Origin of the sequence: Stenotrophomonas maltophilia, from assembly GCF_004920835.1 — a bacterium.
GTDB classification, from domain to species: Bacteria; Pseudomonadota; Gammaproteobacteria; order Xanthomonadales; family Xanthomonadaceae; genus Stenotrophomonas; species Stenotrophomonas maltophilia_AQ.
On sequence record NZ_QFHO01000004.1, the window covers coordinates 11965 to 37005 of the forward strand.

27 protein-coding genes and 2 tRNA genes are annotated in these 25041 nt (G+C 66.9%); 14 read left to right on the forward strand and 15 right to left on the reverse strand.

What is annotated here, in order from left to right; genetic code table 11:
* Positions 1-82: 82 nt before the first annotated feature.
* The 6 genes from yccS (at position 83) to DI041_RS04405 (ending at position 6415) form a co-directional block, all read left to right on the forward strand.
* Entirely contained in the window at positions 83-2260 is a 2178-nt protein-coding gene (yccS, locus tag DI041_RS04380) for a YccS family putative transporter (protein WP_136639169.1), read from the forward strand.
* 121 nt (positions 2261-2381) lie between these two features.
* A complete protein-coding gene (locus DI041_RS04385) occupies positions 2382-3176 on the forward strand; it encodes an SDR family NAD(P)-dependent oxidoreductase (RefSeq protein ID WP_136639168.1) in 795 nt (264 codons plus the stop codon).
* 97 nt (positions 3177-3273) lie between these two features.
* Positions 3274-5163 (forward strand): MFS transporter, encoded by a 1890-nt coding sequence (locus DI041_RS04390; RefSeq protein ID WP_136639167.1) that lies wholly within the window; start codon positions 3274-3276, stop codon positions 5161-5163.
* Between the two features lie 182 nt (positions 5164-5345).
* Positions 5346-5633 (forward strand): CD225/dispanin family protein, encoded by a 288-nt coding sequence (locus DI041_RS04395; protein ID WP_012512303.1) that lies wholly within the window; start codon positions 5346-5348, stop codon positions 5631-5633.
* Between the two features lie 34 nt (positions 5634-5667).
* Complete coding sequence (locus DI041_RS04400; protein WP_005411298.1) at positions 5668-5946, forward strand: CD225/dispanin family protein; 279 nt, start codon at positions 5668-5670, stop codon at positions 5944-5946.
* 43 nt (positions 5947-5989) lie between these two features.
* The gene (locus DI041_RS04405) at positions 5990-6415 is read left to right on the forward strand and encodes a DUF2752 domain-containing protein (RefSeq protein ID WP_136639166.1); all 426 of its coding nucleotides are present in this window, start codon (positions 5990-5992) and stop codon (positions 6413-6415) included.
* 379 nt (positions 6416-6794) lie between these two features.
* On the opposite strand, the gene ampE is transcribed toward DI041_RS04405, so the two are convergent.
* From ampE to DI041_RS04430, 5 genes are all read right to left on the reverse strand, one after another.
* Positions 6795-7682, reverse strand: coding sequence for a regulatory signaling modulator protein AmpE (gene ampE / locus DI041_RS04410; protein WP_046983698.1), 888 nt, complete (start codon positions 7680-7682; stop codon positions 6795-6797).
* A gap of 146 nt (positions 7683-7828) precedes the next feature.
* Positions 7829-8734 (reverse strand): NAD(+) diphosphatase, encoded by a 906-nt coding sequence (gene nudC, locus DI041_RS04415; RefSeq protein WP_136639165.1) that lies wholly within the window; start codon positions 8732-8734, stop codon positions 7829-7831.
* A 118-nt stretch (positions 8735-8852) separates the two neighbouring features.
* Positions 8853-9245 (reverse strand): iron-sulfur cluster insertion protein ErpA, encoded by a 393-nt coding sequence (gene erpA / locus DI041_RS04420; RefSeq protein ID WP_046983696.1) that lies wholly within the window; start codon positions 9243-9245, stop codon positions 8853-8855.
* A gap of 31 nt (positions 9246-9276) precedes the next feature.
* Positions 9277-9741 carry a bactofilin family protein gene (locus DI041_RS04425; RefSeq protein ID WP_046983695.1) on the reverse strand — a complete coding sequence of 155 codons (465 nt, stop codon included), beginning with the start codon at positions 9739-9741 and terminating at the stop codon, positions 9277-9279.
* A 4-nt stretch (positions 9742-9745) separates the two neighbouring features.
* The gene (locus DI041_RS04430; RefSeq protein WP_012512305.1) at positions 9746-10489 is read right to left on the reverse strand and encodes a DUF6776 family protein; all 744 of its coding nucleotides are present in this window, start codon (positions 10487-10489) and stop codon (positions 9746-9748) included.
* Positions 10490-10668: 179 nt separating this feature from the next.
* Between DI041_RS04430 and DI041_RS04435 the strand changes: the two genes are divergently transcribed.
* Genes DI041_RS04435 through DI041_RS04445 form a run of 3 tightly spaced genes read left to right on the forward strand, consistent with a single transcriptional unit; the run spans position 10669 to position 15417 of the window.
* Positions 10669-11286, forward strand: a complete 618-nt coding sequence (locus DI041_RS04435; protein WP_046983694.1) for a DUF4126 domain-containing protein — start codon at positions 10669-10671, stop codon at positions 11284-11286.
* Between the two features lie 44 nt (positions 11287-11330).
* Entirely contained in the window at positions 11331-13217 is a 1887-nt protein-coding gene (locus tag DI041_RS04440) for an EAL domain-containing protein (protein WP_136639164.1), read from the forward strand.
* A 1-nt stretch (position 13218) separates the two neighbouring features.
* Complete coding sequence (locus tag DI041_RS04445) at positions 13219-15417, forward strand: ATP-binding protein (RefSeq protein ID WP_136639163.1); 2199 nt, start codon at positions 13219-13221, stop codon at positions 15415-15417.
* A gap of 58 nt (positions 15418-15475) precedes the next feature.
* Here the strand turns inward: DI041_RS04445 and bfr are convergent, their stop codons facing one another.
* The 3 genes from bfr to DI041_RS04460 all read right to left on the reverse strand — a co-directional run bounded on the left by bfr (position 15476) and on the right by DI041_RS04460 (position 17029).
* The gene (gene bfr, locus DI041_RS04450; RefSeq protein WP_006398834.1) at positions 15476-15946 is read right to left on the reverse strand and encodes a bacterioferritin; all 471 of its coding nucleotides are present in this window, start codon (positions 15944-15946) and stop codon (positions 15476-15478) included.
* A gap of 144 nt (positions 15947-16090) precedes the next feature.
* Entirely contained in the window at positions 16091-16300 is a 210-nt protein-coding gene (locus DI041_RS04455; protein WP_032951724.1) for a (2Fe-2S)-binding protein, read from the reverse strand.
* A 108-nt stretch (positions 16301-16408) separates the two neighbouring features.
* Positions 16409-17029, reverse strand: coding sequence for an RNA pyrophosphohydrolase (locus DI041_RS04460; RefSeq protein WP_006398836.1), 621 nt, complete (start codon positions 17027-17029; stop codon positions 16409-16411).
* Between the two features lie 120 nt (positions 17030-17149).
* On the opposite strand from DI041_RS04460, the gene DI041_RS04465 reads away from it, so the two are divergent.
* Both DI041_RS04465 and DI041_RS04470 read left to right on the forward strand, forming a co-directional pair.
* Positions 17150-17226, forward strand: a tRNA-Met gene (locus DI041_RS04465).
* A 58-nt stretch (positions 17227-17284) separates the two neighbouring features.
* Positions 17285-17359: transfer RNA gene (locus DI041_RS04470), tRNA-Gln, on the forward strand.
* A gap of 236 nt (positions 17360-17595) precedes the next feature.
* On the opposite strand, the gene rpsI is transcribed toward DI041_RS04470, so the two are convergent.
* Together rpsI and rplM are read right to left on the reverse strand one after the other, a co-directional pair.
* Positions 17596-17988 carry a 30S ribosomal protein S9 gene (gene rpsI / locus DI041_RS04475; RefSeq protein ID WP_005411311.1) on the reverse strand — a complete coding sequence of 131 codons (393 nt, stop codon included), beginning with the start codon at positions 17986-17988 and terminating at the stop codon, positions 17596-17598.
* A gap of 2 nt (positions 17989-17990) precedes the next feature.
* A complete protein-coding gene (gene rplM / locus DI041_RS04480) occupies positions 17991-18419 on the reverse strand; it encodes a 50S ribosomal protein L13 (RefSeq protein WP_006398837.1) in 429 nt (142 codons plus the stop codon).
* A gap of 196 nt (positions 18420-18615) precedes the next feature.
* On the opposite strand from rplM, the gene coq7 reads away from it, so the two are divergent.
* Positions 18616-19260 (forward strand): 2-polyprenyl-3-methyl-6-methoxy-1,4-benzoquinone monooxygenase, encoded by a 645-nt coding sequence (gene coq7 / locus DI041_RS04485; protein WP_136639162.1) that lies wholly within the window; start codon positions 18616-18618, stop codon positions 19258-19260.
* Between the two features lie 68 nt (positions 19261-19328).
* Here the strand turns inward: coq7 and DI041_RS04490 are convergent, their stop codons facing one another.
* On the reverse strand, positions 19329-19649 hold the full coding sequence (locus tag DI041_RS04490; RefSeq protein ID WP_005411314.1) for a DMT family transporter: 321 nt from the start codon (positions 19647-19649) through the stop codon (positions 19329-19331).
* Positions 19650-19816: 167 nt separating this feature from the next.
* Complete coding sequence (gene speD / locus DI041_RS04495; protein ID WP_006398865.1) at positions 19817-20611, reverse strand: adenosylmethionine decarboxylase; 795 nt, start codon at positions 20609-20611, stop codon at positions 19817-19819.
* A gap of 149 nt (positions 20612-20760) precedes the next feature.
* Between speD and crp the strand changes: the two genes are divergently transcribed.
* The gene (gene crp / locus DI041_RS04500; protein WP_010482649.1) at positions 20761-21450 is read left to right on the forward strand and encodes a cAMP-activated global transcriptional regulator CRP; all 690 of its coding nucleotides are present in this window, start codon (positions 20761-20763) and stop codon (positions 21448-21450) included.
* Between the two features lie 55 nt (positions 21451-21505).
* Positions 21506-22267, forward strand: coding sequence for a sulfite exporter TauE/SafE family protein (locus tag DI041_RS04505; RefSeq protein ID WP_046983690.1), 762 nt, complete (start codon positions 21506-21508; stop codon positions 22265-22267).
* A gap of 151 nt (positions 22268-22418) precedes the next feature.
* Here DI041_RS04505 and DI041_RS04510 read toward each other — a convergent pair whose 3' ends face one another.
* The 3 genes from DI041_RS04510 to trpD all read right to left on the reverse strand — a co-directional run bounded on the left by DI041_RS04510 (position 22419) and on the right by trpD (position 25032).
* On the reverse strand, positions 22419-23135 hold the full coding sequence (locus DI041_RS04510) for a haloacid dehalogenase-like hydrolase (RefSeq protein ID WP_136639161.1): 717 nt from the start codon (positions 23133-23135) through the stop codon (positions 22419-22421).
* The gene (trpC, locus tag DI041_RS04515) at positions 23132-23926 is read right to left on the reverse strand and encodes an indole-3-glycerol phosphate synthase TrpC (protein WP_100435359.1); all 795 of its coding nucleotides are present in this window, start codon (positions 23924-23926) and stop codon (positions 23132-23134) included. Before trpC ends, DI041_RS04510 begins: the two co-directional genes overlap by 4 nt.
* Before the next feature lie 74 nt (positions 23927-24000).
* Positions 24001-25032, reverse strand: coding sequence for an anthranilate phosphoribosyltransferase (trpD, locus tag DI041_RS04520; protein ID WP_046983687.1), 1032 nt, complete (start codon positions 25030-25032; stop codon positions 24001-24003).
* Positions 25033-25041: the final 9 nt, after the last annotated feature.

The window sequence follows — 25041 nt, forward strand, 5'->3', positions numbered from 1 at the left end:
CGCCCTCGCCGGGCACGGCCCGGCGCTACCGGATTTCACGCAAGGCCCGCAATAATGGGGGCATTCCGCCTCCCGAGCCTGCATGTCCGCCCGCCAATCCAGTCTCAGTCGCCTGTGGGCCCACGAGAAGGCCAGTTATGGCCTGCGGGTGTTCATCGCCCTGACCGCAGCTGTCGCCGTGTGCTGGCAGCTGGATGCACTGACCGCGCTACCCGGCGTGTTCCTGGGCATCATCGCCAGCGCCATCGCCGAGACCGATGACAACTGGTGGGGCCGGACCAAGGCCGTGGCGCTGTCGCTGTTGTGCTTCTGCCTCGCCGCGGCTTCGGTGATCTGGCTGTTCCCATGGCCGTGGATCTTCATCGCCGCGCTGGCGCTGTCCACCTTCGGCCTGACCCTGCTCGGTGCGCTGGGCGAGCGCTATGCGTCCATCGCCCAGGCCACAGTGACGCTTGCGATCTACACCATGATCGGCCTCGAACAGCACGGGGCCAGCGATCTGCACAGCGCGCTGGAAGCGGTCAGCCACCTGCTGGCCGGTGCGGTCTGGTACGGCCTGCTGTCGATCCTGTGGACCACGCTGTTCGCCAACCGGCCGGTGCGCGAACGGGTGGCGCGCCTGTATGTGGAACTGGGCCGCTACCTGCAGCTGAAGGCCGCGCTGTTCGAACCGGTGCGCGAGGCCGACCTGCAGCGTCGCCAGCTGGACCTGGCCGAACAGAACCGGCGCGTGGTCGGTGCGCTCAACGAAGCCAAGACCGCGATCCTGGCCCGCTTCGGTCGCTCCGGCCGGCCCGGCGTCAATTCCGGCCTGTACCTGCGCCTGTACTACATGGCGCAGGATTTCCATGAGCGCGCCAGTTCCTCGCATTACCCGTACGGCGCGCTGGTCGATGCGTTCTTCCACAGCGACGTGCTGTACCGCTGCCAGCGCCTGCTCGACCTGCAGGGCCAGGCCTGTGCGCGGCTGGGCGAGGCGATCCGCCTGCGTCGTCCGTTCGTGTATGGCGAAAGCAACCAGCAGGCCGGGCGCGACCTGGCCGATGCGCTGGCCTACCTGCGCGACCAGCAGCGTCCGCAATGGCAGCGCCTGCTCGGCTCGCTGGACCTGCTGGTGCACAACCTGCGCAGCATCGAGCGCCGCCTGCTCGATGCGGAGCGTTCCGAGGCCAGCCTCGACAACGTTGACACCCGCCTGCGCGACAGCAACCCGCATAGCCTGCGCGAGATGGGCGTGCGTATCCGCCAGCAGCTCACGCCGGGCTCGGTGCTGTTCCGCCATGGACTGCGCATGGCGCTGGCACTGATCGCCGGCTTCGCTGCGATCCGCTTGTTCAATGCACAGAACGGCTCGTGGGTGCTGCTGACCATCGTGTTCGTGTGCCGTCCCAACTTCGGTGCAACCCGCCAGCGCCTTGCACAACGCATCGTCGGCACGCTGTTCGGCCTGGTGCTGACCTGGGCACTGCTGCAGCTGTTCCCGCAGCTGCACGTGCAGCTGCTGATCGCGCTGCTGTCGGCGCTGCTGTTCTTCTTCACCCGCACCGATCGCTACCTGGTGGCGTCGGCGGCGATCACGGTGATGGCACTGACCTGCTTCAACCTGATCGGCGACGGCTTCGTGCTGATCGTGCCGCGCATGGTCGATACGCTGCTGGGCTGTGCGATCGCCGCTGCGGCCGCGTTCCTGATCCTGCCCGACTGGCAGGGCCGGCAACTGCATCTTGTACTGGCGCGGGTGCTGGACACCGCTGCGCGCTATCTGGATTCGGTACTGGGCCAGTACCGCAGCGGCATGCGTGACGATCTGGCCTACCGCATCGCCCGCCGCGACATGCACAACGCCGACGCCGCGCTGTCTACCGCGCTGTCGAACATGCTGCGCGAACCCGGCCACGTGCGCCGCAACCTGGACGCCGGCTTCCACTTCCTGGCGCTGTCCAACACGCTGCTCGGGCACCTGTCGGCCCTGGGTGCGCACCGCGACCAGGTGGACAGCTACGCCGGCGATCCGCTGGCACTGGCTGCCGGTGAGCGCGTGCGCAAGGCGCTGCAGCAGCTGGCGACGGCCCTGACCGCACGGCAGCCGGTCGCAGAGGAGGACAATGATGCCGACCGCGCGGTGGCCGCCGAGCTGGAGCAGATTGACGAGGCGATGCCGCCGAAGCTGCAGTTGATCCGCACGCAGATGGCGCTGGTGCTGCGGATGCTGCCGAAGGTGCGCGCGGCGGCCAATGAGGCGGTACGCACGCTCACCTGACAGCCTGCCGCCGTGCATCGCCCGGTGCTACCGCCAACGCAACATCGCGTTGCATCCAGCGCTGCATCCCGATCACGCAGCCACGCGGATACTGCGTGATCCCCCTGCCCCGGATTCCTCCATGAAGATCGAACTCAGCGGCCGTACCGCGCTGGTCACCGCCTCCACCGCCGGCATCGGCCTGGCGATTGCCCAGGGCCTGGCCGTCGCCGGTGCGCGGGTCATCCTCAATGGCCGCAGCACCGACAGCGTCGAGCGCGCCCGCCAGCGCCTGCTCGACGCCGTTCCAGATGCCGACGTGCTCGGCGTGGCTGCCGACCTGTCCGATGCGGCCGGTGTCGATACGCTGCTGGCCGGCTTGCCCAAGGTCGACATCCTGGTCAACAACGCCGGCATCTTCGGCCCCGAGGACTTCTTCGAGACCGACGATGCGACCTGGGAGCGCTACTGGCAGACCAACGTGATGTCCGGTGTGCGCCTGTCGCGGGCGCTGCTGCCGGCGATGGTCGATGCTGGCTGGGGCCGCGTGCTGTTCATCTCTTCCGAGTCGGCCCGCAACGTTCCCGCCGACATGATCCATTACGGGGTCAGCAAGACCGCGCAATTGTCGTTGTCGCGCGGCCTGGCCAAGCGCGTGGCCGGCAGCGGTGTCACCGTCAACGCGGTGCTGCCCGGCCCCACCCTGTCCGATGGTTTCGCGGCGATGTTCGAAGATGAACGCCAGCGCAGTGGCAAGCCACTGGAGCAGATCGGCCGCGAGTTCGTGATGGCGCACCGGCCGTCTTCGGTGATCCGGCGCACCGCCACGGTTGAAGAAGTGGCCAACATGGTGGTGTACCTGGCCTCGCCGCAGGCCTCGGCCACCTCCGGCGCGGCGCTGCGCGTGGATGGCGGCGTGGTCGACGATATCGTCTGACATCTTTCAAAGTGTGCGGACCAACGGTCCGCACCCACAGGTCCGCACCCACAGCGGATAGGCAGGAATGCTAGGCTGCGCCGGTCAAGGAGGCTCCATGTCCGGTCACAACCAGTTCGCCCTGCTGCGCCAGCGCCGTTTCCTGCCGTTCTTCGTCGTCCAGGCGCTCGGTGCGTTCAACGACAACGTATACCGGCAGGCGATCATCAGCATGTTGCTGTTCATGGCCGTGCCGGAGGAAGAACTGGGGCTGTACGCCACGCTGGCACCGGCCATCTTCATCCTGCCGTACTTCCTGTTCTCGGCACTGGCCGGGCAGATCGCCGACAAACTTGAGAAATCGCGGCTGATCGTGATCACCACCAGCATGGAGATCGTGATCATGTCGCTGGCGGCCACCGGGTTCCTCACCCAGAGCCTGCCGGTGCTGCTGATCGCGCTGTTCTGTACCGGCATGCAGTCGACGTTGTTCGGCCCGGTGAAGTACTCGGTGCTGCCGTCGGTGCTCAAGCCCGAAGAGCTGACCGGCGGCAATGGCCTGGTCGAGATGGGCACCTCGATGTCGATCCTCTCCGGCATGATCGTCGGCGGGCTGGTATTCACCGTTGCCGGCAGTCATGGCACGGTGGTGGCGGCCTGCGCGATCATCGGCCTTGCGATCTGCGGCAACATCGCCGCGCGGCTGATCCCCAAGGTCGATGCCGGCGACCCGAACCTGAAGATCAACTGGAACCCACTGCCGGAGTCGCTGGCGGTGCTGCGCATGGCACGCCAGCAGAAAGCGGTGCGCAACGCGATTCTGGGCGTGTCCTGGTTCTGGTTCGTCGGCACCGTGCTGACCTCGCAGCTGCCGGCCTATGCGGTGACCAACCTCGGCGGCGAACCGACCCTGTACATCTTCGCCCTGGCCCTGTTCTCGGTGGGCACCGGCGTCGGCTCGCTGCTGTGCGAGAAGCTGTCGGCACGCACGGTGGAAATCGGCCTGGTGCCGCTCGGTGCGTTTGGCATGACCGCGTTCCTGCTCGACCTGTACTTCGCCCGCAGCGGCGAGGCGACCGTGCACGGGCTGTCCATCGGCCCGTTCCTGCAACAGCCTGGCAGCATCCGTATCGTCATCGACCTGATCGGCATCGGCCTGTTCACCGGCATCTTCGTGGTGCCGCTGTTCGCGCTGATCCAGAGCCGCACGCCGAAGGCGCAGATGTCACGCGTGTTCGCCGCGCTGAACATCCAGAACTCCGGCTTCATCGTCGGCGCCGCGTTGCTGTCGCTGGCCGCGCACAAGCTGCTGCACTGGACCATTCCGCAGCAGTTCCTGGCGCTGGCCATCGCCAACGCACTGGTGGCGATCTACATCTTCACCATCGTCCCCGAATTCCTGATGCGCTTCCTCAGCTGGGTGATGGTGCGCACGCTGTACCGGCTGCGCCCTCACGGCATCGAGGCCAACGTGCCCGACGAAGGCGCCGCGCTGCTGGTCTGCAACCATGTCAGCTACATGGACGCGCTGATCCTGTCGGCGACGATCCCGCGCCCGGTGCGCTTCGTCATGTACTACAAGATCTTCAACATTCCGGTGATGCGCTGGATCTTCCGTACCGCCAAGGCGATCCCGATCGCTGGTGCCCGCGAAGACCCGGCGTTGATGCAGGGCGCGTTCGACGAGATCGACGCGGCGCTGGCCGAAGGCGAACTGGTCTGCATCTTCCCCGAGGGTGCGCTGACCCGCGACGGGCAGATGGCACCGTTCAAGTCCGGGGTGGAGAAGATCCTCGAACGGCGGCCGGTGCCGGTGGTACCCATGGCGCTGCGTAGCATGTGGTCGAGCATGTGGAGCCGGCGCGACACCCGGCTGGGCCGCATGCGTGTACCGCGCCGCTTCCGCGCCACTGTAGAAGTGGTCGCCGCGCCGGCCGTGGATGGCCACACCACCAGCGCCCCGGTGCTGGAGGCCCAGGTGCGGGCGCTGCGTGGTGACCACGCCTGACGGAATCGGCTCGCCTAGGCAGACCCGGCGACCTTCCCGCATACGCTACCGTGCAGTGGCGAACACGGAATACCGCGACTGTAAACGCATACATGCAACGCCGGTTGCGGTAGATTACGCACCCACAGGGGGGAGGTCCGGCCGATTCACAACGGCCGACCACCAAGGAATGGAGTCTCGCTTTGAATCAACCACCACCGCTCAGCCGTCCGGTCTACATCCCCAACCATCTGGTCTGGGCAATCCTGACGACGCTGTTCTGCTGCCTGCCGTTGGGCGTGGTGTCGATCGTCTATGCCTCCCAGGTCGATGGCCGCCGCGCGGCCGGCGACCTGCCGGGGGCCTACAGCGCGTCGCGCAAGGCGGGCTGGTGGGCGGTGGCTTCGGCCGTGTCCCTGCCGGTCCTGTTGCTGTTGTGGTTCGGGCTGTTCGGCGGCTTGGCCGTACTGGGCGCTCTTTCCGACCAATGATTCACCACCACCACCCATCAAGGAGCTTGAACCCATGAATACTGCTACTCCGCAGGTCCCGAACAACCTGGTCTGGGCCATCCTGACCACCCTGTTCTGCTGCCTGCCGGCCGGCATCGTGTCGATCGTCTACGCCGCACAGGTCAACGGCAAGCTGGCGGCTGGCGACATCGCCGGTGCCCAGGACTCCGCTGCCAAGGCCAAGAAGTGGGCCATCTGGTCGGCCATCGCCTGGGCCGTGCTGGTCGTGCTGTACGTGCTGTTCTTCGTTGTGCTCGGCGGCATGGGCGCGATGAGCAACAGCGGCTACTGATACGCCTGGACGGATCCGGCGCCTGCGCCGGATCCGTTGTTGCATGTCCGCGCTTCCCGCTCGTTCCCGACTCGCCCGCTGGGCACCGCTGCTGGTCTCCGCCGGCCTGGCCGTGGGTGCCACGGTGGTGTTGCGCAACGTCAATCCGTATGTCGCCGGCAATCCGCTGCCGAGCTGCCCGCTGTACGCGCTGACCGGCCTGTACTGCCCCGGCTGTGGCAGCACGCGCTGCCTGTATTCCCTGGTCCATTTCGACCTGCCCGGCGCGATGGCGATGAACCCGCTGCTGGTCATCAGCCTGCCGTTCCTGTTGCTGATGCTGCTGAACATCGCCGGCGTCCGCCCCCGTGTACTTGATCCGCTGATGCGGGTGCTGGCCAATCCCATGTTCTGGCTCTGGGTGCTGCCCGGGTATGCGCTGCTGCGCAACCTGCCGTGGGCACCGTTCACTGCGCTGGCACCGATCTAGGTTTCCAGCCAACGGCGCAGCCCCTCGTGGTGGGCGGCGTTTGAAGGCAGAAGCTTTGGGGTTGGCCGGGTGGGTGGCCTGCGCAGGGAGCGCTGCAAGTCCCCCTCCGGGGTCCGGCCCAGCCGCTGGCGGCTGGGCGTTCGGTCGCTTGCGAAGCAGTGCTTCGCAAGCAAAGCGCCCTCACCCATGTCAGCTCGGTCGCCGCTTGCACGTGTGCGCAGGACAGCGCACACGAGCAAGGCGCCATCGAGCCCCCAGGGACGGGTTTACGGCGTGTCCTGCAGCCCCACACCGTCCCGCCCAACCATCAGCAATCCAGCGCTGCTGTTGCTCCGACCTTTGCCTCTGCAGGTGCAGGGCTGCAAGCCCGGCAAAGCCACTACGTCACCCAGCCTGCAATCACCAGCAGGGCGAGGATCGCCAGCCACAGCAGCAGCATCCGCCACACCAGGCTCATCGCATCGCGCAGGTCCGGCAGCCGCTGCCATACCGGCAACAGTCCCGCCTCGGTGTAATCGTGCGCATCCTCGCGCAGCTCGGCGTTGACGCTGGCCCGTGCCACCGCGCCAAGAAAGCCGATGTCACCGGCAAGGCGTTCGCCATGGGCCTGGCGCCAGGCCTTCCACGCCGTATCGAAGTTACCCACCAGCGCCATCGAGAACGCCATCAACTGCGCCACCGGCCACTCGATCCAGCCCAGCAGGCGCTGTGCCAGTGCCAGCGGCTCCACCGGCACGCGCGCGCGCATCGGGCTTTCCGCCATAAGTGCCAGCAGCCGGTACCCCAGCGCACCGGCCGGGCCCAGCAGCAGGAACCAGAACAGCACCGCGAACCAGCGCCGCAGCGCGTTGAGTACGGTCGCCTCGACCAGTGACGGAATGTCCTCGCGCAGGCTGCCGCCGGCCGACTGCAGGTTGCGCACCGCCGCCTGACGCGTCGCGGCATCGTCGGCATCGATGATCGCTTCGATATCGCGGTCCAGGTCGCGCGGGCCCCAGCACCACGCCAGTACCGCCACGCCCAGCAGCAACGATGGCAGGCCGAACAGCGCGCCGCGCAGCAGCCAGGCCAGCAGCGCCATCAGCAGCAGCGGCGGCAGCAGCGCCAGGGCCACGCCTGCCGGCCCCTGCCAGGCCTTGCCACCCCGCGCGTCCAGCCAGCCCAGCCAGCGCCGGAAGCCATCGAAACGGCGCAGCGAAGCGGCAGCGGCCGGAGCCACATGGCCCAAGGCCAGTGCCACCAGCACGGCGGCCAGAGTGGTGAACATGGCAGGTCTCCCTACGAAACAGAACGCTAGGCGTCGCTACCTTACCTGTCGCAGCGACGCCTCCTGCGATGGATCGCACTGTAACCCGAGGCGTGTTCAGGTGGCGGCAATGCTGGCACCAGAACACGCGTGGCAGCCCCTGGCCATCACCCCTGCTGCTGGCGGTACCAATGCTCGATCAGGCCCCGCGAGATCGAGATCGGCGGCGACAGGCGGATGCCCTGGCCATCGTCCTCGACATCACGTGCCAGCGCCGCGCCGACGTCTTCGGCGCTGAACCAGCGCGCGTCTTCCAGCTCTCCGTCCACGGTCGGCAGGTCATCCTGGGCCTGCGCACGGAAGCCGATCATCAGCGCACCAGGGAACGGCCACGGCTGCGAACCGAGGTATTGGCAGGCGGTCACCCGCACCTTGCTTTCCTCGTGTACTTCGCGCACTACGGTCTGTTCGAAGGTCTCGCCCGGTTCGACAAAGCCGGCCAGCACCGAGTAACGGCGCGGCGCCCAGTTCGACTGCCGGCCCAGCAGCAGCCGGCCCTGGTTCTCCACCGCCACGATCACCGCCGGATCGACCCGAGGGTAGTGCTCGGTGGAACACTGCGTGCAACGGCCGACAAAGCCGCCACGGGCAAATGCCACGGCACCGCCGCACACGCCACAGAAGCGGGTGCGCGAATGCCAGTAGGACATGCCGCGGGCATAGCTGAAGGCGGTCGCATCGGCCATCGACCACAGCAGGGCGGCCTGGCGCAGGTCGAGCCGGCGCGGCGCAGTAACCGAAACGCTGGCGGCTTCGACCGAGAACCAGGCCTGCTCGCCACGCAGGCCGAGGAAGACTGCGGCACCAGGGCCACCACCGATGTCGGCGCCGGTCAGCGCCAAGGGCTGGTCGTCGTCGCCGGTGAAGGCGGTACCGTCCTGATCGAGCACGAGAATGCGCGCGCCCGGCCACAGGCGCGCCAGTGCATCGGCATCGTCGCGCAGGGCATCGGCGCGCTCCAGCGGTTCGCCCACGAAGGCGAAACCGGAAAGCGGCGAAGGAGTATTGGGCATCCGGCAAGCGTGCCGTCAATCGATGCGGGTGGCAAGCCGCAGGCTTTGCGGAAACCAGCTGTGGGGTGGAGCTTGCTCCACACACCTTGTCGCGCAGGGGGCAGGCCCCGCGGCCTGTTTACATGCTGAAGCTGCTGCCGCAGCCGCAGGTAGTCTTGGCGTTCGGGTTGCGGATCACGAACTGGGCACCGGTCAGGCTCTCGGTGTAGTCCACCTCGGCGCCCATCAGGTACTGCAGGCTCAGCGGGTCGACCAGCAGGGTCACCCCGCTGGTCTGCACCGCCAGATCGTCCTCGGCACGGTTCTCGTCGAACTCGAACCCATACTGGAAGCCCGAACAGCCGCCACCCTCGATGTACACGCGCAGGGCCAGGTCGAGGTTGCCCTCTTCCTGGATCAAAGATCTGACCTTGGCGGCCGCCGACTCGGTGAAGTTCAGCGGGCGCTCCAGCGACTGGTAATCGGGCGCGGCGACCGGGCTGGCGCCGGGCAGGGAGACTAGCGTGCTCATGGTCTCAGCATGGGGGCGTCGACGCTGGGTTTCAAGCCATCGCCTCGGCCAGCTTGCGGCGCGCGGCGGTATCGCCCTTGCCACCGTTGGCGTCGTCGCTTTCCGGGGCCGGCAGGGCCGCCATCGGGGCGCTGGCGTGGATCAGGCGTCCATTCAGCTGGGCCCCCGCATTCATCTCCACCACCTGGTAATGGACATTGCCGTTGACCCGCGCGCTCGGGGTCAGCTCGACCTTCTCGGTGGCGTGCACGTCGCCGTCGAGACGACCGCTGATGACCACCACCTGGGCGCGGATCTCACCCTCGATCACACCATGCTCGGCGACCGTCAGGGTCGCGCCACTGGCACCTTCAGCGGCGATCACCTTGCCATGGATGCGGCCTTCCACGTACAGCCCGCCACTGAATTCCACATCACCGCGGATCACCACCTGGTTGCCGATCAAGGCATCCACCACCAGCTGGCCTTCACGGTTGGATTTGCTGCTTCCGAACATCTGCCTACTCCCCTTTGGCGGCCGGCGCACCGGCCTGTTTCCAGTCGAATACCTGGGTGGTGCCCCCCGCACCACTCCCCAATGTCACCCGCACGCGTTGCGGGGTGAAGTCAGCCGGCAGCATCACGCTGCCGCTGATCTGCTGGAAGTACCGGAACGAGTAATCCTGTCCCGGCACCTTGCTGCGCTGGTGCAGATCATCCCAGCTGATCGTGGCCAGCTTGCCGTTCTTCACGCCTTCCACGGTGAAGCGCATCTGCCCCTGGCTGATGGCACCGCGGTTGAGGTTCTGGGTCAGCACGGCGGTGTACTGCCAGGTGCCGGCCGCTTCCGGGCTGAACTCGATGGAATGGGTGTTCAGGCCCTTGCGCTGGCTGGTCGAACCCACCAGTCGCTCATAGAAGGCGACGTCGGCGCGCAGGCCGGCGATTTCTTCGTCACGCTCGGCCAGCGAGGACTGCACCTCGGTATTGGCGGCACGGCTGATGCGGTCGGAGGCTTCCAGCGTGGCCTGCTTCTGGCGCAACTCGGTCAGCTGCGTCTGCAGGCCCTCGGCACGCTTCTCGGCGGCCTGCAGGCGCTGGCCCTGCGCATCGCGCGGCGTGGCCATCCAGCAGCCACCCAGCGCGGCCAACACCAGGCTGAGCAGCCAGATGCCACCGATCACCAGCAGGCGGCGACGGTCCATCGGCGGTTGCGGCGCGCCGGGCAGGCGCACCTGCACGCGCATGGGTGGGCGGTTGTTCATGGGTGGTTTCCGGGGCATCGCGAGGGCGACACCGATACGGCCCCTGTGGCAAACGACGGGCTAGTGTATGACAGGACAGGTGGGTTTCCTGCGCAGGGACCGGCGGCGGTCTGTGGCGTTCAGGCACGCCATCGCCGATAGTGTGGCCCCCTGCACAGTTCCGTCGCCGGAGCATCGCCATGACCGAAGCCCACCTGTTCGTGATCGGCATCCTGCTGGCCTGGCTGGCCGGTATTCGCGTCTACCTCACCGTGTTCGGCGTCGGCCTGGCCGGCCTGCTCGGCTGGGTCGACCTGCCCCCCGCCCTGCAGGCCACCGAGTCATGGTGGGTGCTGGGCACCTCCGCGGCGCTGGCCGTGGCCGAATTCTTCGCCGACAAGATTCCCGGCGTGGACTCGGCCTGGGACCTTGTGCAGACGCTCGCGCGCGTGCCTGCCGGTGCCTTCCTCGCCGCCGCCACGCTGTCGCCCGATGGGCAGCTGGGCACCGGCGCGCTTGCTGCCGGTGCCGGTGTCGCGTTGGCCAGCCATGGCCTGAAGGCCGGCACCCGCGCGTTGCTCAACACCTCGCCGGAACCGGCCAGCAACTGGGTCGCGTCCGCTGCCGAAGACACCGTGGTGATCGGCGGCCTGGCACTGGCCCTGGCACATCCGTGGATCGCGCTGATCGTGGTGCTGGCCTGCAGCCTGGCCGGTGCCCTGCTGGTGTGGCTGGTCTGGCGCACCCTGTGGAAAGGCGTGCGCTGGCTGGCACGCGGTGTCGCCGCAGACGGTCCGCGACAGCCCGGCACCGGTTGAACGCCGGGCTTGTCGCATAATGGACGCGAACACCAGGAGCACCGATGGCCGCAAACGAATCCCCCGCGGGCGCCCGCCCGGGACGCGCTGAAACCCCTCCGGCCGATCATTGGCAACGCTGGACCGCTGAACCGGCAAGTCCGGTCGCAGCCGCCGCGGCGGCAACCCCGTCGCTGGCCGCGGTTGACACGCCGGCGACGATCGGCAGCGCACCGCCGCCGCTGCCCGGCCCTGGCGCACTGGCTGAAGCAGGCAACAATGACCAGGCACCGCCGCCCTCCGATTCGCCCTACCGCGTGCTGATCGTCGAGGATGACCGCGCCCAGGCCCTGTTCGCGCAGAGCGTACTGCACGGTGCCGGGATGCAGGCGATCGTGCACAGCGATGCCGATGGCGCGCTGCAGGCCATCAAGGAACATCGCCCCGATCTGATCCTGATGGACCTGCACCTGCCCGGCCTGGACGGCATGCGCCTGACCGCGCTGATCCGCCAGCAGCCTGGCCTGCAGTTGCTGCCGATCGTGTTCCTCAGCGGCGATCCGGATCCGGAGCGCCAGTTCGAGGTGCTCGACAGCGGTGCAGATGACTACCTGAGCAAGCCGATCCGCCCCCGCCACCTGATCGCGGCGGTGGCCAACCGCATCCGCCGCGCACGTGCCCAGGCCGCAACCTTGCCCGGTGCCACCGGCGCACCGGCCACCAGCAATCCGGAAACCGGCCTGCCGACCCGCCACCACGTGCTGCAGCAGCTCAACACCGCGCTCGCCCACCGCGACCACGGGGGCGTGTTCTTCATTGAAGTGGCCAGCGCGCTGGGCCTGCGCGAGCGCTACGGCTATGCCGCGTTCGAGCGCCTGATGGTGCAGGCCGGGCAGCGCCTGGCCGAAGCCGGTCATCCGCACCTGCTGGCGCGCTTGAACGACAACAGTTTCCTGCTGCTGGCCCGCAGTGCTGACGAAGACAGCCTCGAAGGCATCGCCGCGACCCTGCGCGAGCAGTTGTCGGCGCGGGCCTTCGTGATCCGCGACGACGAATCGGTGCACCTGCGCGGCGTGGTCGGTTACGCGCCGATGTCGCCGGGCTTCGACGATGCCAACAGCGCGCTGGAAGCGGTCGAGCGCACCACCCTGCAGGCGCGCCTGCTCAGCGCCGGCGTCGCCGGTCATGTGCATCGCCAGGCGATCACCGAACAGGAACACCTGGCCCTGCTGGAAGGCCAACTGGAACTGGCCTACCAGCCGATCGTCGCCGTCGCCGGCGGCAACACCGCGCAGTACCAGCTGTTGCTGCGCCTGCGCCAGGCCGATGGCACGGTACTGGCGGCCGGCCAGGTGATTCCGGCTGCGGAAGCGGCAGGCCGCATCGCTGATCTCGACCAGCAGGTGATGGACCATGCGCTGGGCCTGCTCGATCTGTACCGGCATGCCACGCAACCGTTGAACCTGTTCGTGTCGCAGTCGCTGCGCACCCTGCAGCGCGATGCCTTCGCCGACTGGCTGCTGGAATCGCTGCAGCGGCGCGACCTGCCCGGTAGCGCGCTGGTGGTCGACGTACGCCTGCCCGACGCGTTGATCCACACCGTGCCACTGCAGCAGTTCTGCCAGCGCATGGCCGGCGCCGGCGTGCGTTTCTGCCTGAGCCAGTTCGAACCCAGTGCCGACGCCGATGCACTGCTGACCCAGCTGCCGCTATCGTTCGTGCGCATGGCCGCGCGCTTCTCCAGCAGCCATGCCAACCCGGCCACCCGCGAAGAACTGCGCAGGGCGATCGAGCAGGCGCATGCCGCCGGCCTGCAGATCATCGGGCAGCAGATCGAAGACCCACAAGCCGCAGCCGCGATGTGGGTCGGTGGCGTCGACTACATCCAGGGCAACATGGTGCAGTCGGCCGGCAGTGACCTGAACTTCGACTTCCACAACGCGGTGCTCTGACGTGCCGCTGTGGGGCGCGCTGCTGGTTGCCCTTGCTGCGGCCGCCATCGTGCTGCTGATGGGCCTGCGCCTGCGTACGCGCAACCGTGCGCTGGCCAGCCTGCAGCGCGAGCGCAGCGTACTGGCCAGCGAGCGCGACCAGCTGCGCCGCACCACCGAACGCCAGGGCCAGCTGGAACAGCAGCTGCTGCAGGCCAAGCAGGCCGCCGAAGCGGCGGTGCTGGCCAAGGGCGAGTTCCTGGCCACGATGAGCCATGAGATCCGCACCCCGCTCAACGGCATCCTGCCGATGCTGGAGCTGATCGCACGTGGACCGCTGGGCGAGGACCAGCGACAGATGCTGGCCACCGCCTCGGCCAGCTCGCAGCAGCTGCTGCGCATCGTCGACGACATCCTCGATTACTCGCGCCTGGAAGCGCAGGCGCTGGAACTGGAGATCACCAGCTTCAACCTGCGCGAGCTGCTCGATGGCGTGGTGCAGCTGATGCAGCGCGCCGCCGATTCGAAGGGCCTGGTACTGGGCCTGCAGCTGGACCCGTCGGTGCGGCTGCCGGTGCGTGGTGACCCGGTGCGCCTGCGCCAGGTGCTCAGCAACCTGCTTGCGAACGCGATCAAGTTCACCGCGCGTGGCCAGGTGCAGCTGCGCGTGCAACGGCTGGGCGAAGGTGCCGCGCAGCACCAGCTGCGCTTCGAGATCACCGATACCGGCATCGGCATCGACCAGGCACTGCAGGCGCGCCTGTTCCAGTCCTTCAGCCAGGCCGATGCCTCGACCACCCGCATCTACGGTGGCACCGGCCTGGGCCTGGCCATCTGCAAGCGCATCATCGACCTGATGCAGGGCCGCATCGGCGTGCAGTCCACGCCTGGCCAGGGCGCCACGTTCTGGTTCGAGATTCCGCTGCTGAAGGTCCCCGGCGACCTGCCCGCGATGGCGCGCGCACCGGCAGCGCTGCTGTTGTTCAGCGCCGATGCCTCGCTACAGGCACGCGTCGAGCGCGTCGCGGCCCACCACGGCCTGCAGGTTCAACCGCTGCCGCAACTGGATACGCTGGTCGAACGCCTGCGCGCGGTACCGCGCCCGGGCCAGCAGGCGCCCGCCTGGCTGCTGGTTGATGCACGTGCGCGCCGCAACGGCGAGGTGACGCTGCAGCGGGCGTTGGCCGAACGTGGCGAGGACGACGCACTGCGGGTGCTGTGGCTGCAGGACGAGGCGCTCCCGCAGCACCCGCGCCAGCACCAGCTACCCGCCCATTTCGATGATGCCGCCCTGCATGCGCTGCTGGCCGTTCCGGTGGCGCATGCGCGCCCGGCTGCGCTGCTGGCCAACGCCGAAGATGGGCAGCCGGCAGCGGCATTGCCGCCGCTGCACCTGCGCGTGCTGCTGGTGGAAGACAACACGGTCAACCGCATGGTGGCCGAACAACTGCTGCGGGTGTTCCAGTGCGAGGTGCGCAACGCCAGCGATGGCGAACAGGCACTGCTCACGCTGCGCGAGGGCGGCGTGGATGTGGTTCTGATGGACTGCCAGATGCCGGTGCTGGATGGCTACGCCGCCACCCGCCAGTGGCGCGCCGAGGAAGCGGAATCCGGTCGCCCGCGGTTGCCGATCATCGCAATGACCGCCAATGCCATGGCCGGTGACCGCGAACGCTGCCTGCAGGCCGGAATGGATGACTACCTGTCCAAGCCGATCGCGCGCGCCACGTTGCATGCGCTGTTGAAGCGCTGGGGGCAACGATCGAGCGATGTCGCAGCGTCGAGCTTGCTCGACGGCAACGCCCCCGCGGCCGGTCGAGCCCCGCCAGCCGAGCATGGCTCGGCTCTACAAAACACAAAAGACCACGCCGCTCCGCAGCCGGTGCTTGACCGCGGTGTTCTGGACGAACTGCACGCGGTGATCGGCGATGCCGCGCTCCAGATCGTCGCGGTGTTCCTGGAAGATGCACCCGCAATGGTGCAGCAGCTGCAGCAGGCCGCGCAGAACGGCGACGAGCCGCGCCTGCAGGCACTCGCGCACACCCTGAAATCATCCAGTGCGAATGTGGGCGTGTTGTCGCTGTCGGCGGTCGCGCAGCGCATCGAGCATGAAGCCCGTGCCGGCAGCCTGCAGCGCCCCGCCGTGGCGGTGGCGCTGCTGGTTGCGGAATTCGCCCGGGCGCGCGTGGCGCTGACGGGCTACCTGGCACAGCATCGGTAGCGTCGAGCTTGCTCGACCATCGCCATGCTGGACACAGTCGAGCAAGCTCGACGCTAAGTCACTCTTCCAGCTTGCTCAGCAGGTACTTCGGCTCACCGATACGCTCGATCAGGTCGAGCTGGGTTTCCAGCCAGTCAATGTGTTCTTCCTCCGAATCGAGGATCTTCACGAACAGCTGGCGGCTGACGTAGTCGCCGACTGAATCGGAATAGGCCACGGCCTCGCGCAGGGTGACCACGCCGTCGCGTTCCAGCGACAGGTCACACTGCAGGATCTCGGTCGGGTTCTCGCCGATGCGAAGCTTGCCCAGCGCCTGGAAGTTCGGCAGGCCTTCGAGGAACAGGATGCGGTCGGCGAGCATGTCGGCATGCTTCATCTCGTCGATCGATTCCTTGTACTCGTGTTCGGCCAGTTCCTTGATGCCCCAGTTCTTCAGCATCTTGGCATGCAGGAAGTACTGGTTGATCGCGGTCAGCTCGTTGTAGAGGACCTTGTTGAGGAATTCGATGACCTTGCTGTCGCCCTTCATGGGGGTGCTCCTGCGCGCTGAAAACGCAGGCACTTTAGCGCCTTGCGCGCGCCGGTGAAGGAACGCGAATCGTGCGCATTGGCCTGTGCGGCACGCAGTGAAGGGAACGAGTGAGCGGCGTCAATGCGCCGCGAAAAAGGTTGCTCAGGCGACCTGTGCCAGGCCGAGCACCGGCAACGGCAGGTCGTGGGTGGCGCGCGCCTTGGCCAGCAGTTCGCCGGCCATGTCCAGGCAGGAACCGCAGGTGGCGCCACAGCCCGTACGCATGGTCAGCTCGGCCACCGACGTGACGCCATGGCTGGCGGCTTCGCGGATCTGGTGGTCGGTGACTCCGTTGCAGATGCAGACGTACACAGGCGTAAACCGGGCTGACAGGCCAGAGGTGGCCTGTTGGCTATTCCAATGGAAACGAGAATGGTTGTCAATCAGAGACCTGAACCATTCTCGATACCGTTCAGCCGGTTACGCCGGCGGCACGTCGCCCTGCGCCTTCTTCGGCCAGTAGCCACGGCTGCGCGGACGCTTTCGTGGGCGATCGTGGCCAGCCGTGTGGCCGGGCATCCAGGCCTCGGCAGCACTCTTGGGCATGGCCGTGACGCCCTGCCCGGCCACCCCGCGTGCCAGCGGCGCCAAATGTCGCAAAGCGCGTGCATAGACGCCGCGCTTGAACATCACCACATGCTCCACCGGGTACCAGAAATCCACCCAGCGCCAGTGGTCGAACTCCGGCGAATCGGTATGGTCCAGGCACACATGGGATTCGTCACCGGTCAGGCGCAGCAGGAACCAGACCTGCTTCTGGCCGATGCAGACCTGCCGCTCGTTGCGGCGGATGGCCCGCGCCGGCAGCTTGTAGCGCAGCCAGCCGGGCGTTGCCCCGAGCACTTCCACGTGCTCAGGCAGCAGGCCGGTCTCTTCCTGCAGTTCACGATACATGGCCTCGACAGGCGTCTCGTCGGTATTCATGCCACCCTGCGGGAACTGCCAGCCATCCCGGCGCACACGTCGTGCCCAGAACACCTGGCCGTCCTGCCGCATCAGCACAATGCCGACGTTCGGTCGATAGCCGTCCGGATCGATCACGATGCGGACTCCTAAAAAATCTACTGGTTGGGACTATCCCATGCCGTCTGTCGGCCTACAAGCACGACACAAAAGTGTTGACAGGGTCGATACACATCAGCAGAATAGCGGGCTCACCGAGGCTATGTAGCTCAGCCGGTTAGAGCACAGCACTCATAATGCTGGGGTCGGTGGTTCGAGTCCACCCATAGCCACCACACTGAAATCCAAGTTGTTTTTCAGTGTGAAAAGTGAGAAAATAGTTACACGTTACATTGCCCCGTCGCCAAGCGGTAAGGCACCTGACTCTGACTCAGGCATTCGGTGGTTCGAATCCATCCGGGGCAGCCAGATTAAAAAGCAAAAGGCCAGATCGAAAGATCTGGCCTTTTGCTTTTTAATCTGGTCCCGCAACCTGGCGAAGAGCAGCCGAGCATCGGCTCGGCGCTACAGGAAGCCAAGGTAGTGCCGGCCGCTGGCCGGCAACCTCGAAATGCATACCCCAGAACGACAAAAGCCCGGCCGAAGCCGGGCTTTTGCTTTTCCATCCAGCGGGCCCCCGAAGGAGCCCAACCAGGCGCGGTAGATCAGCGCTTGGAGAACTGGGTGGCGCGACGGGCCTTGTGCAGACCGACCTTCTTACGCTCGACTTCACGGGCGTCACGGGTCATGAAGCCAGCCTTGCGCAGCTCGGACTTCAGGGTTTCGTCGTACTCGACCAGCGCACGGGCGATGCCCAGACGGATCGCACCGGCCTGGCCGGTGGTGCCGCCGCCAGCGGCGGTGACCAGGATGTCGAAGCTTTCGGTGTTCTTGGTCAGCTCGAGCGGCTGGCGCACGATCATGCGCGCGGTCTCACGACCGAAGAACTCGTCCAGCGGACGGCCATTGACGGTGATGTTGCCCGAACCCTTGCGCAGGAACACGCGAGCGGTGGAGGACTTGCGGCGGCCAGTGCCGTAGTTTTGAGTGATAGCCATGATTAGATATCCAGAACCTGCGGCTGCTGTGCGGCGTGCGGATGCTCAGTGCCGGCGTAGACCTTGAGCTTGCGGTACATCTGGCGACCCAGCGGGCCCTTCGGCAGCATGCCCTTGACGGCGGTCTCGATCACGCGCTCCGGGTGGCGCTCCAGCGCCTGAGCCAGGGACTCGGTCTTCAGGTTGCCGATGTAGCCGGTGAAACGGTGATACATCTTGTCCTGCAGCTTCTTGCCGGTGACGACAATCTTTTCTGCATTGATGACGACCAGGTAGTCGCCGGTATCAACGTGCGGGGTGTAGACCGGCTTGTGCTTGCCACGCAGACGGCGGGCCAGCTCGGTGCAGAGACGGCCCAGGGTCTTGCCCTCGGCGTCGACGAGGTACCAGTCGCGCTGGACGGTCTCGTTCTTGGCAGTGAAAGTGCTCATGAAGAACTCTAGTTAGGTCGGGCTCATTGCGGCGAAGGACTCGCCGGAACTCTGCCACGCGTTGTGAAAGATGAAGCGTAAGAGCCGGGATTGTACGCAGGTCAAGCCCCCGGTGCAAGCCACCCCCAGCCGCGGGTTGGCAGGGGCACGGGGCCGGGCGAGAATCGCGGGGTCTTCCGCCCCATCGCGTACCGCCATGACCGTGCTCCGCCAGACCACCCCGCTGGATCATCTGCTGACCGAGGCGCAACGCGCCCTGGACACGGTCTTCGGCAATCCGCCGGCGGCCCGCCCCTACCCGGCCGCGGATACCGACGAGCCGGGCATGGACAGCGCCGAGCGCCGCCACGCGGCCGGCCTGATGCGGATCAACCACGTGGGCGAAGTCTGCGCACAGGGCCTGTACTTCGGCCAGGCCGCCGTGGCCCGCGACCCGGCCACGCGCGAACACCTGCTGGAAGCGGCGCAGGAAGAAACCGACCACCTGGCGTGGTGCGCCACCCGGCTGGGCGAGCTGGACAGCCGCCCAAGCCTGTTCAACCCGCTGTGGTATGCCGGCAGCTACACCATCGGCACCCTGGCCGGGCTGCGCGGCGACGGCTGGAACCTGGGCTTCGTGGTCGAGACCGAGCGCCAGGTGGAGGCCCATCTGGACGAACACCTGGTCGATCTGCCCCCAGGCGACCTGCGCAGCCGCGCGGTCATCAAGGTGATGAAGGACGACGAGGCCCGCCACGCGGAGCACGCCGAGCAGGCCGGCGCACGCCGCCTGCCGTTCCCGATTCCGGGCGCGATGGCGCTGGCCTCCAAGGTGATGAAGACCATCGCCTACCGGCTGTAAGCCCCGGGTAGTGCCGGCCGCTGGCCGGCAAGATCCTGAGGTTGCCGGCCAGCGGCCGGCACTACCAGTTAATTGGGCGAGACCAGCTTCAGGCCGATCACGCCAGCCACGATCAGGCCCACGCAGGCCAGGCGTGCCGGCGACGCACTATCGTTGAACAGGTAGATGCCCAGCACCGCCACGCCCATGGCGCCGATGCCGGTCCAGATCGCATAGGCCGTGCCGACCGGGATGCTCTTCATCGCCTGGCTCATCAGGTACAGGCTGATCAGCGCGGACACCACCGTGGCGGCGGTGGGCAGGGGTTTGCTGAAGCCTTCGGAGTACTTCATTCCGAGGGCGAAACCGATCTCGAACAGGCCGGCCAGCAGCAGATAGATCCAGGGCATGGGTGGGGGCTCCTTACCTTTTTTGAAAAAACGAAACGGCCCGGTGTTTTCACACCGGGCCGTGGGTCGGTACATCACCGTGGAACTATACAGTGCGCAAAGCGCAGGTTCCACGGGGCGGGTCGTCCCGCCTGGGTGGCGATGCCTGCCGGCATCGCGCATGGGGCTTACTCGGACAGGTTCCGGCCGTGGAACAGCTCTTCGATCTCACGACGCAGCAGCGCTTCGATCTTCATGCGTTCCTTGAACGACAGGTTCTTGGCCTTCTCCTCGAACAGGTACTGGTCCAGGTCGAAGTCCTTCAGGTGCATCTTCGTGTGGAAGATGTTTTCCTGGTAGACGTTGACGTCGAACATCTCGTAACGCGACTTGATGTTCTTGGCCAGGAAGTTCTGGATCGAGTTGATCTTGTGGTCGATGTAGTGCTTCTTGCCCTTCACATCGCGGGTGAAGCCACGCACGCGGTAGTCCATGATCACGATGTCCGATTCCAGACTCTCGATCAGGTAGTTCAGCGCCTTCAGCGGCGAAATGACGCCACAGGTAGCCACATCGATGTCGGCGCGGAAGGTCGCGATACCTTCCTGCGGGTGCGTTTCCGGATAGGTGTGCACGGTGATGTGCGACTTGTCCATGTGCGCGACCACGGCATCGGAGATCAGCTCCTTGCCGGCCTGCTTCTTGTCGATCACCGGTTCTTCGGAGATCAGGATCGTCACCGAGGCACCCTGCGGATCGTAATCCTGGCGGGCCACGTTGAGGATGTTGGCGCCGATGATCTCAGCGACATCGGTCAAGATTTGAGTCAGCCTGTCGGCGTTGTACTCTTCATCGATGTATTCAATGTAACGCTGACGCTCCTCTTCGGTGCGCGCGTAACACACGTCATAGATGTTGAAGCTCAGCGCCTTGGTGAGGTTGTTGAAACCCTGCAGCCTCAGGCGAGGCAACGGCTTGACCACGGCGGTCGATTCCTGTGTAAGAAGGGAAAGGGTGAATTATGGGGCAAACTGTCCCCGGGGGGAACGTGAAGACCGCTCACATCTGGCACACTGTTTGCCCTTAACAATTGCGCTGGTTAAGCTCCGCTATCGACCCCGTGAATCCGTTCATGCGCAGAGGGAGCGCTCCTATCGTGTCAACCGTGCGCCTAGCTAGCAGTCCACTGGCCCTGGATATCGCCACAATCGATCGTTTCCTGGCGCACAGCCACAGGCGGCGATACCCCACCCGTACCGACGTCTTCCGACCCGGTGACCCGGCGGGAACCCTGTATTACGTCATCAGCGGCTCGGTTTCGATCATGGCCGAGGAAGATGACGATCGCGAGCTGGTACTGGGCTACTTCGGTGCCGGCGAGTTTGTCGGCGAGATGGGCCTGTTCGTTGAATCGGACCGCCGCGAGGTGATCCTGCGGACCCGTACCGCCTGCGAGCTGGCCGAAATCAGCTACGAGCGCCTGCACCAGCTGTTCCTCGGCCCGCTGTCGGCCGATGCCCCGCGCCTGCTCTACGCGCTGGGCCAGCAGATCTCCAAGCGCCTGCTCGACACCAGCCGCAAGGCCAGTCGCCTGGCGTTCCTGGACGTCACTGACCGGATCGTGCGCACCCTGCACGACCTGGCGCAGGAGCCGGAGGCGATGAGCCACCCGCAGGGCAGCCAGCTGCGCGTCTCGCGGCAGGAACTGGCCCGTCTGGTGGGCTGCTCGCGCGAAATGGCTGGCCGCGTGCTGAAGAAGCTGCAGACCGACGGCCTGCTGCATGCACGTGGCAAGACCGTGGTGCTGTACGGCACCCGTTGAGCAACCGGTGGGTGCGGACCTTGGTCCGCACTCCTTCGCGCGCTAGGCTCGGTGCATGGAACTGAGCAGCGAATTCTGGTGGTTCATCCTCATCGGCCTCGGCGCGCAGCTGGTGGACGGCGCGCTGGGCATGGCGTTCGGCCTGGTGTCCTCGTCGGTGATGCTGAGCATGGGCCTGCCGCCGGCGCAGGTCAGCGCCAGCATCCACACTGCGGAAGTGTTCACCACCGGCGCCTCGGGTGTGTCGCACCTGGCAGCCGGCAATGTCGATAAGCGCCTGTTCCTGCGTCTGGCCCTGCCCGGCGCAGTGGGCGGCGCCGTGGGCGCCTACGTGCTCACCCAGATCCCCGGCGACATCATCCGGCCACTGATCTACCTCTACCTGCTGGTGCTGGCCATCATCATCCTGGCCCGCGCGGCCGGGCGCTGGATGCCCCAGGGCGAGATCCGTCGGGTGCCGGTGCTGGGCTTCTTCGCCGGACTGCTCGACGCCAGCGGCGGCGGCGGCTGGGGCCCGGTGGCCACCTCCACCCTGCTCGCCCGCGGCGGCCAGGCGCGTACCACCATCGGTACGGTCAACGCGGCCGAGTTCATCGTCACCCTGACCATCTCGGCCACCTTCCTGCTGTCGATGGGCGTGCAGCATCTGCAGATCGTCGCCGGCCTGCTGATCGGCGGCATGATGGCCGCGCCGGTGGCGGCGATCCTGGTCAAGCGGGTGAAGGAGCGCTGGGTGCTGGTGGCCGTCGGCGTGCTGGTGCTGGGCATCAGCCTGTTCCAGATCGGCCACGCGGTGTACGGGCACCTGTACCGCTGACCGCTCGCCGGGCGTGGCCCGGCGCTACCCGCGTGGGATTCGGTAGTGCCGGCGGCTGGCCGGCAACCTCATGAGCTGCGGAAGGGGATGCAAGGTTGCCGGCCAGCGGCCGGCACTACCGGGTCCCTGCCCGGCGGGCAGGCGGGATCGATTACGCCTTCTCGCCGCCGCGGTCGACGCAACCCCAGTTGAGGATGCGGGTACCGGCCGGCAGCACGCGGCGGAAGAACTCCACGCGGCCCGGCTTCGGGTTCACCACCACCGGCGCCTTGGCGGCCAGCAGCAGCGGCAGGTCGGCGGTGCTGTCGGAGTAGGCGATGTCGATATCGCCGTAGCCGCGCTCGCGCAGCATGCGCATCTTTTCTTCATTGTGGCAGTGGCGGGTCGGGCCGACGCCGCCCAGCCGCGGGCCGACCTCGGTACCGATCACCGGCACGTCCTGATGGGCGACGAAGGCCAGGATCGCGCGCGCAAGTTCCGGCGGTGCGCCTGTAGCCACCACCACGCGGTCCCCCTTGGCACGGTGCGCGGCGAACACCTCCAGCGCCTGCGGCAGCAGCTTGGCGCGCATCTGCGCCTCATTGCGCAGCACGTAGGCGTCGATCACCTTGTTGAAATCGCGCGCACGGTGCAGGCCGAAACTGCCGATCCACACATAGACCGAAATACCCGTTCGACGGGTCGGCAGCATCGCCACCAGCGGCCCGGCGATCGGGGTGACCAGCAGCGCCGCCAGCATCCGCAGCGGATTACGCTTGATCAGCGAGGCGAACAGGTGGGTGCCCGAATCGCCGTCGTACAGGGTGTGGTCGAAGTCGAAGACCACCAGCGGCGCATCCTCGCGCGGCGTTGGATAGTGCGTTTTCATGCCGCGAAGAATAGCTGACGCAGGCCCTCGCCCGGCTCTTCCACGCGCATGAAGGCCTCGCCCACCAGGAACGAGTGGATGCCGGCGTCGCGCATCAGCGCCACGTCCTGCGGGCCGAGGATGCCGCTCTCGGTGACCAGCAGGCGATCACGCGGCACCGCCTTCTGCATGTCCAGCGTGGTCTGCAGCGACACCTCGAAGGTGCGCAGGTTGCGGTTGTTGATGCCGATCATCGGCGCCGGCACCTGCAGCGCACGCTCCAGCTCGTCGATGTCGTGCACTTCCACCAGTACGTCCATGCCCAGCGACATCGCCAGTTCGGACAGCGTGGCCAACTGCGTGTCGTCCAGCGCGGCGACGATCAGCAGGATGCAGTCGGCGCCCAGCACGCGCGCCTCGTACACCTGGTAGGCGTCGATCACGAAGTCCTTGCGCAGCACCGGCAGCGTGCAGGCGTCACGGGCCTGCTGCAGGTAGGCATCGGCACCCTGGAAGAAATCCACGTCGGTCAGCACCGACAGACAGCTGGCACCGCCGAACTCATAGCTGACGGCGATGTCGGCCGGGCGGAAATCCGGGCGGATCACACCCTTGGACGGGCTGGCCTTCTTCACCTCGGCGATCACCGCCGGGTCGCCGTTGGCCACCGCCGCCTGCAGCGCGCGCACGAAGCCACGTACCGGCGGGGCGCTGGCAACGGCGGCCTGCAGGTCCTCGAGGGGACGCTGGGCACGGCGTTGGGCCACTTCTTCGGCCTTGCGGGCCAGGATCGTCTGCAGGATGTCGCTCATCGTCGTCGGTTCAATGCGGGGGCGGTGAGGACGGCCATTATCGGCCATCGAGGGGGTCGGGCTGAACCGCGCGCTCAGGCTACCAGCGCGCGGGTGGTGTCAACGTACTGCTGCAGGCGCTGACGGGCGCTGCCGTTGGCGATGGCGGCACGCGCGCGGGCCAGGCCATCGCCGATGTCGCTGGCCACGCCGGCCACGTACAGCGCGGCGCCTGCGTTCAGGGCCACGATGTCCAGCGCCGGGCCAGGGGTGTTGTCCAGCACCGCACGCAGCATGGCAATGGACTGCTCCGGGCCATCCACGCGCAGGTTGCGGCTGGCCGACATGGCGATGCCGAAGTCCTCCGGGTGGATCTCGTACTCGCGCACCTTGCCGTCACGCAGCTCGCCGACCAGGGTGCCGGCGCCCAGCGAGATCTCGTCCATGTTGTCGCGGCCCCAGACCACCATGGCGCGCTCGGTGCCCAGCTCGCGCAGCACGCGTGCCTGGATACCCACTAAATCGGGGTGGAACACGCCCATCAGCACCGACGGTGCGCTGGCCGGGTTGGTCAGCGGGCCGAGGATGTTGAAGATGGTGCGCACGCCCATCTCGCGGCGCACCGGCGCGACCACCTTCATCGACGGATGGTGGATCGGCGCAAACATGAAGCCGATACCGGTCTGTTCGATGGCCGCGGCCACCTGCGCCGGCTGCAGCTCGATAGCCGCACCCAGCGCTTCGACCGCGTCGGCGCTGCCGGACTTGGACGACACGCTGCGGTTGCCATGTTTGGCCACGCGCGCACCGGCCGCAGCGGCGACGAACATCGCGCAGGTAGAGATGTTGAAGGTGTGCGAGCCATCGCCACCGGTGCCGACGATGTCGACCAGGTGGGTGGTATCGGCCACCGGCACCGCCAGCGCGAATTCGCGCATCACCGTTGCCGCAGCGGCGATCTCGTCGATGGTTTCCTTCTTCACCCGCAGGCCGGTGAGGATGGCGGCGGTCATCATCGGCGAGACGTCGCCGCGCATGATCTGCCGCATCAGGTCGACCATTTCGTCGAAGAAGATCTCGCGGTGTTCGATGGTGCGTTGCAGGGCTTCCTGGGGGGAGAAGCTCATCGGAATGCT

Excerpts from the sequence above, each read along its gene's own strand:
- yccS (WP_136639169.1), top strand. The coding sequence starts at position 83 with ATGTCCGCCCGCCAATCCAGTCTCAGTCGCCTGTGGGCCCACGAGAAG.
- DI041_RS04385 (WP_136639168.1), top strand. The coding sequence starts at position 2,382 with ATGAAGATCGAACTCAGCGGCCGTACCGCGCTGGTCACCGCCTCCACC.
- DI041_RS04390 (WP_136639167.1), top strand. The coding sequence starts at position 3,274 with ATGTCCGGTCACAACCAGTTCGCCCTGCTGCGCCAGCGCCGTTTCCTG.
- DI041_RS04400 (WP_005411298.1), top strand. The coding sequence starts at position 5,668 with ATGAATACTGCTACTCCGCAGGTCCCGAACAACCTGGTCTGGGCCATC.
- DI041_RS04405 (WP_136639166.1), top strand. The coding sequence starts at position 5,990 with ATGTCCGCGCTTCCCGCTCGTTCCCGACTCGCCCGCTGGGCACCGCTG.
- ampE (WP_046983698.1), bottom strand. The coding sequence starts at position 7,682 with ATGTTCACCACTCTGGCCGCCGTGCTGGTGGCACTGGCCTTGGGCCAT.
- nudC (WP_136639165.1), bottom strand. The coding sequence starts at position 8,734 with ATGCCCAATACTCCTTCGCCGCTTTCCGGTTTCGCCTTCGTGGGCGAA.
- erpA (WP_046983696.1), bottom strand. The coding sequence starts at position 9,245 with ATGAGCACGCTAGTCTCCCTGCCCGGCGCCAGCCCGGTCGCCGCGCCC.
- DI041_RS04425 (WP_046983695.1), bottom strand. The coding sequence starts at position 9,741 with ATGTTCGGAAGCAGCAAATCCAACCGTGAAGGCCAGCTGGTGGTGGAT.
- DI041_RS04430 (WP_012512305.1), bottom strand. The coding sequence starts at position 10,489 with ATGAACAACCGCCCACCCATGCGCGTGCAGGTGCGCCTGCCCGGCGCG.
- DI041_RS04435 (WP_046983694.1), top strand. The coding sequence starts at position 10,669 with ATGACCGAAGCCCACCTGTTCGTGATCGGCATCCTGCTGGCCTGGCTG.
- DI041_RS04440 (WP_136639164.1), top strand. The coding sequence starts at position 11,331 with ATGGCCGCAAACGAATCCCCCGCGGGCGCCCGCCCGGGACGCGCTGAA.
- bfr (WP_006398834.1), bottom strand. The coding sequence starts at position 15,946 with ATGAAGGGCGACAGCAAGGTCATCGAATTCCTCAACAAGGTCCTCTAC.
- rpsI (WP_005411311.1), bottom strand. The coding sequence starts at position 17,988 with ATGGCTATCACTCAAAACTACGGCACTGGCCGCCGCAAGTCCTCCACC.
- rplM (WP_006398837.1), bottom strand. The coding sequence starts at position 18,419 with ATGAGCACTTTCACTGCCAAGAACGAGACCGTCCAGCGCGACTGGTAC.
- coq7 (WP_136639162.1), top strand. The coding sequence starts at position 18,616 with ATGACCGTGCTCCGCCAGACCACCCCGCTGGATCATCTGCTGACCGAG.
- DI041_RS04490 (WP_005411314.1), bottom strand. The coding sequence starts at position 19,649 with ATGCCCTGGATCTATCTGCTGCTGGCCGGCCTGTTCGAGATCGGTTTC.
- crp (WP_010482649.1), top strand. The coding sequence starts at position 20,761 with ATGCGCAGAGGGAGCGCTCCTATCGTGTCAACCGTGCGCCTAGCTAGC.
- DI041_RS04505 (WP_046983690.1), top strand. The coding sequence starts at position 21,506 with ATGGAACTGAGCAGCGAATTCTGGTGGTTCATCCTCATCGGCCTCGGC.
- DI041_RS04510 (WP_136639161.1), bottom strand. The coding sequence starts at position 23,135 with ATGAAAACGCACTATCCAACGCCGCGCGAGGATGCGCCGCTGGTGGTC.
- trpC (WP_100435359.1), bottom strand. The coding sequence starts at position 23,926 with ATGAGCGACATCCTGCAGACGATCCTGGCCCGCAAGGCCGAAGAAGTG.
- trpD (WP_046983687.1), bottom strand. The coding sequence starts at position 25,032 with ATGAGCTTCTCCCCCCAGGAAGCCCTGCAACGCACCATCGAACACCGC.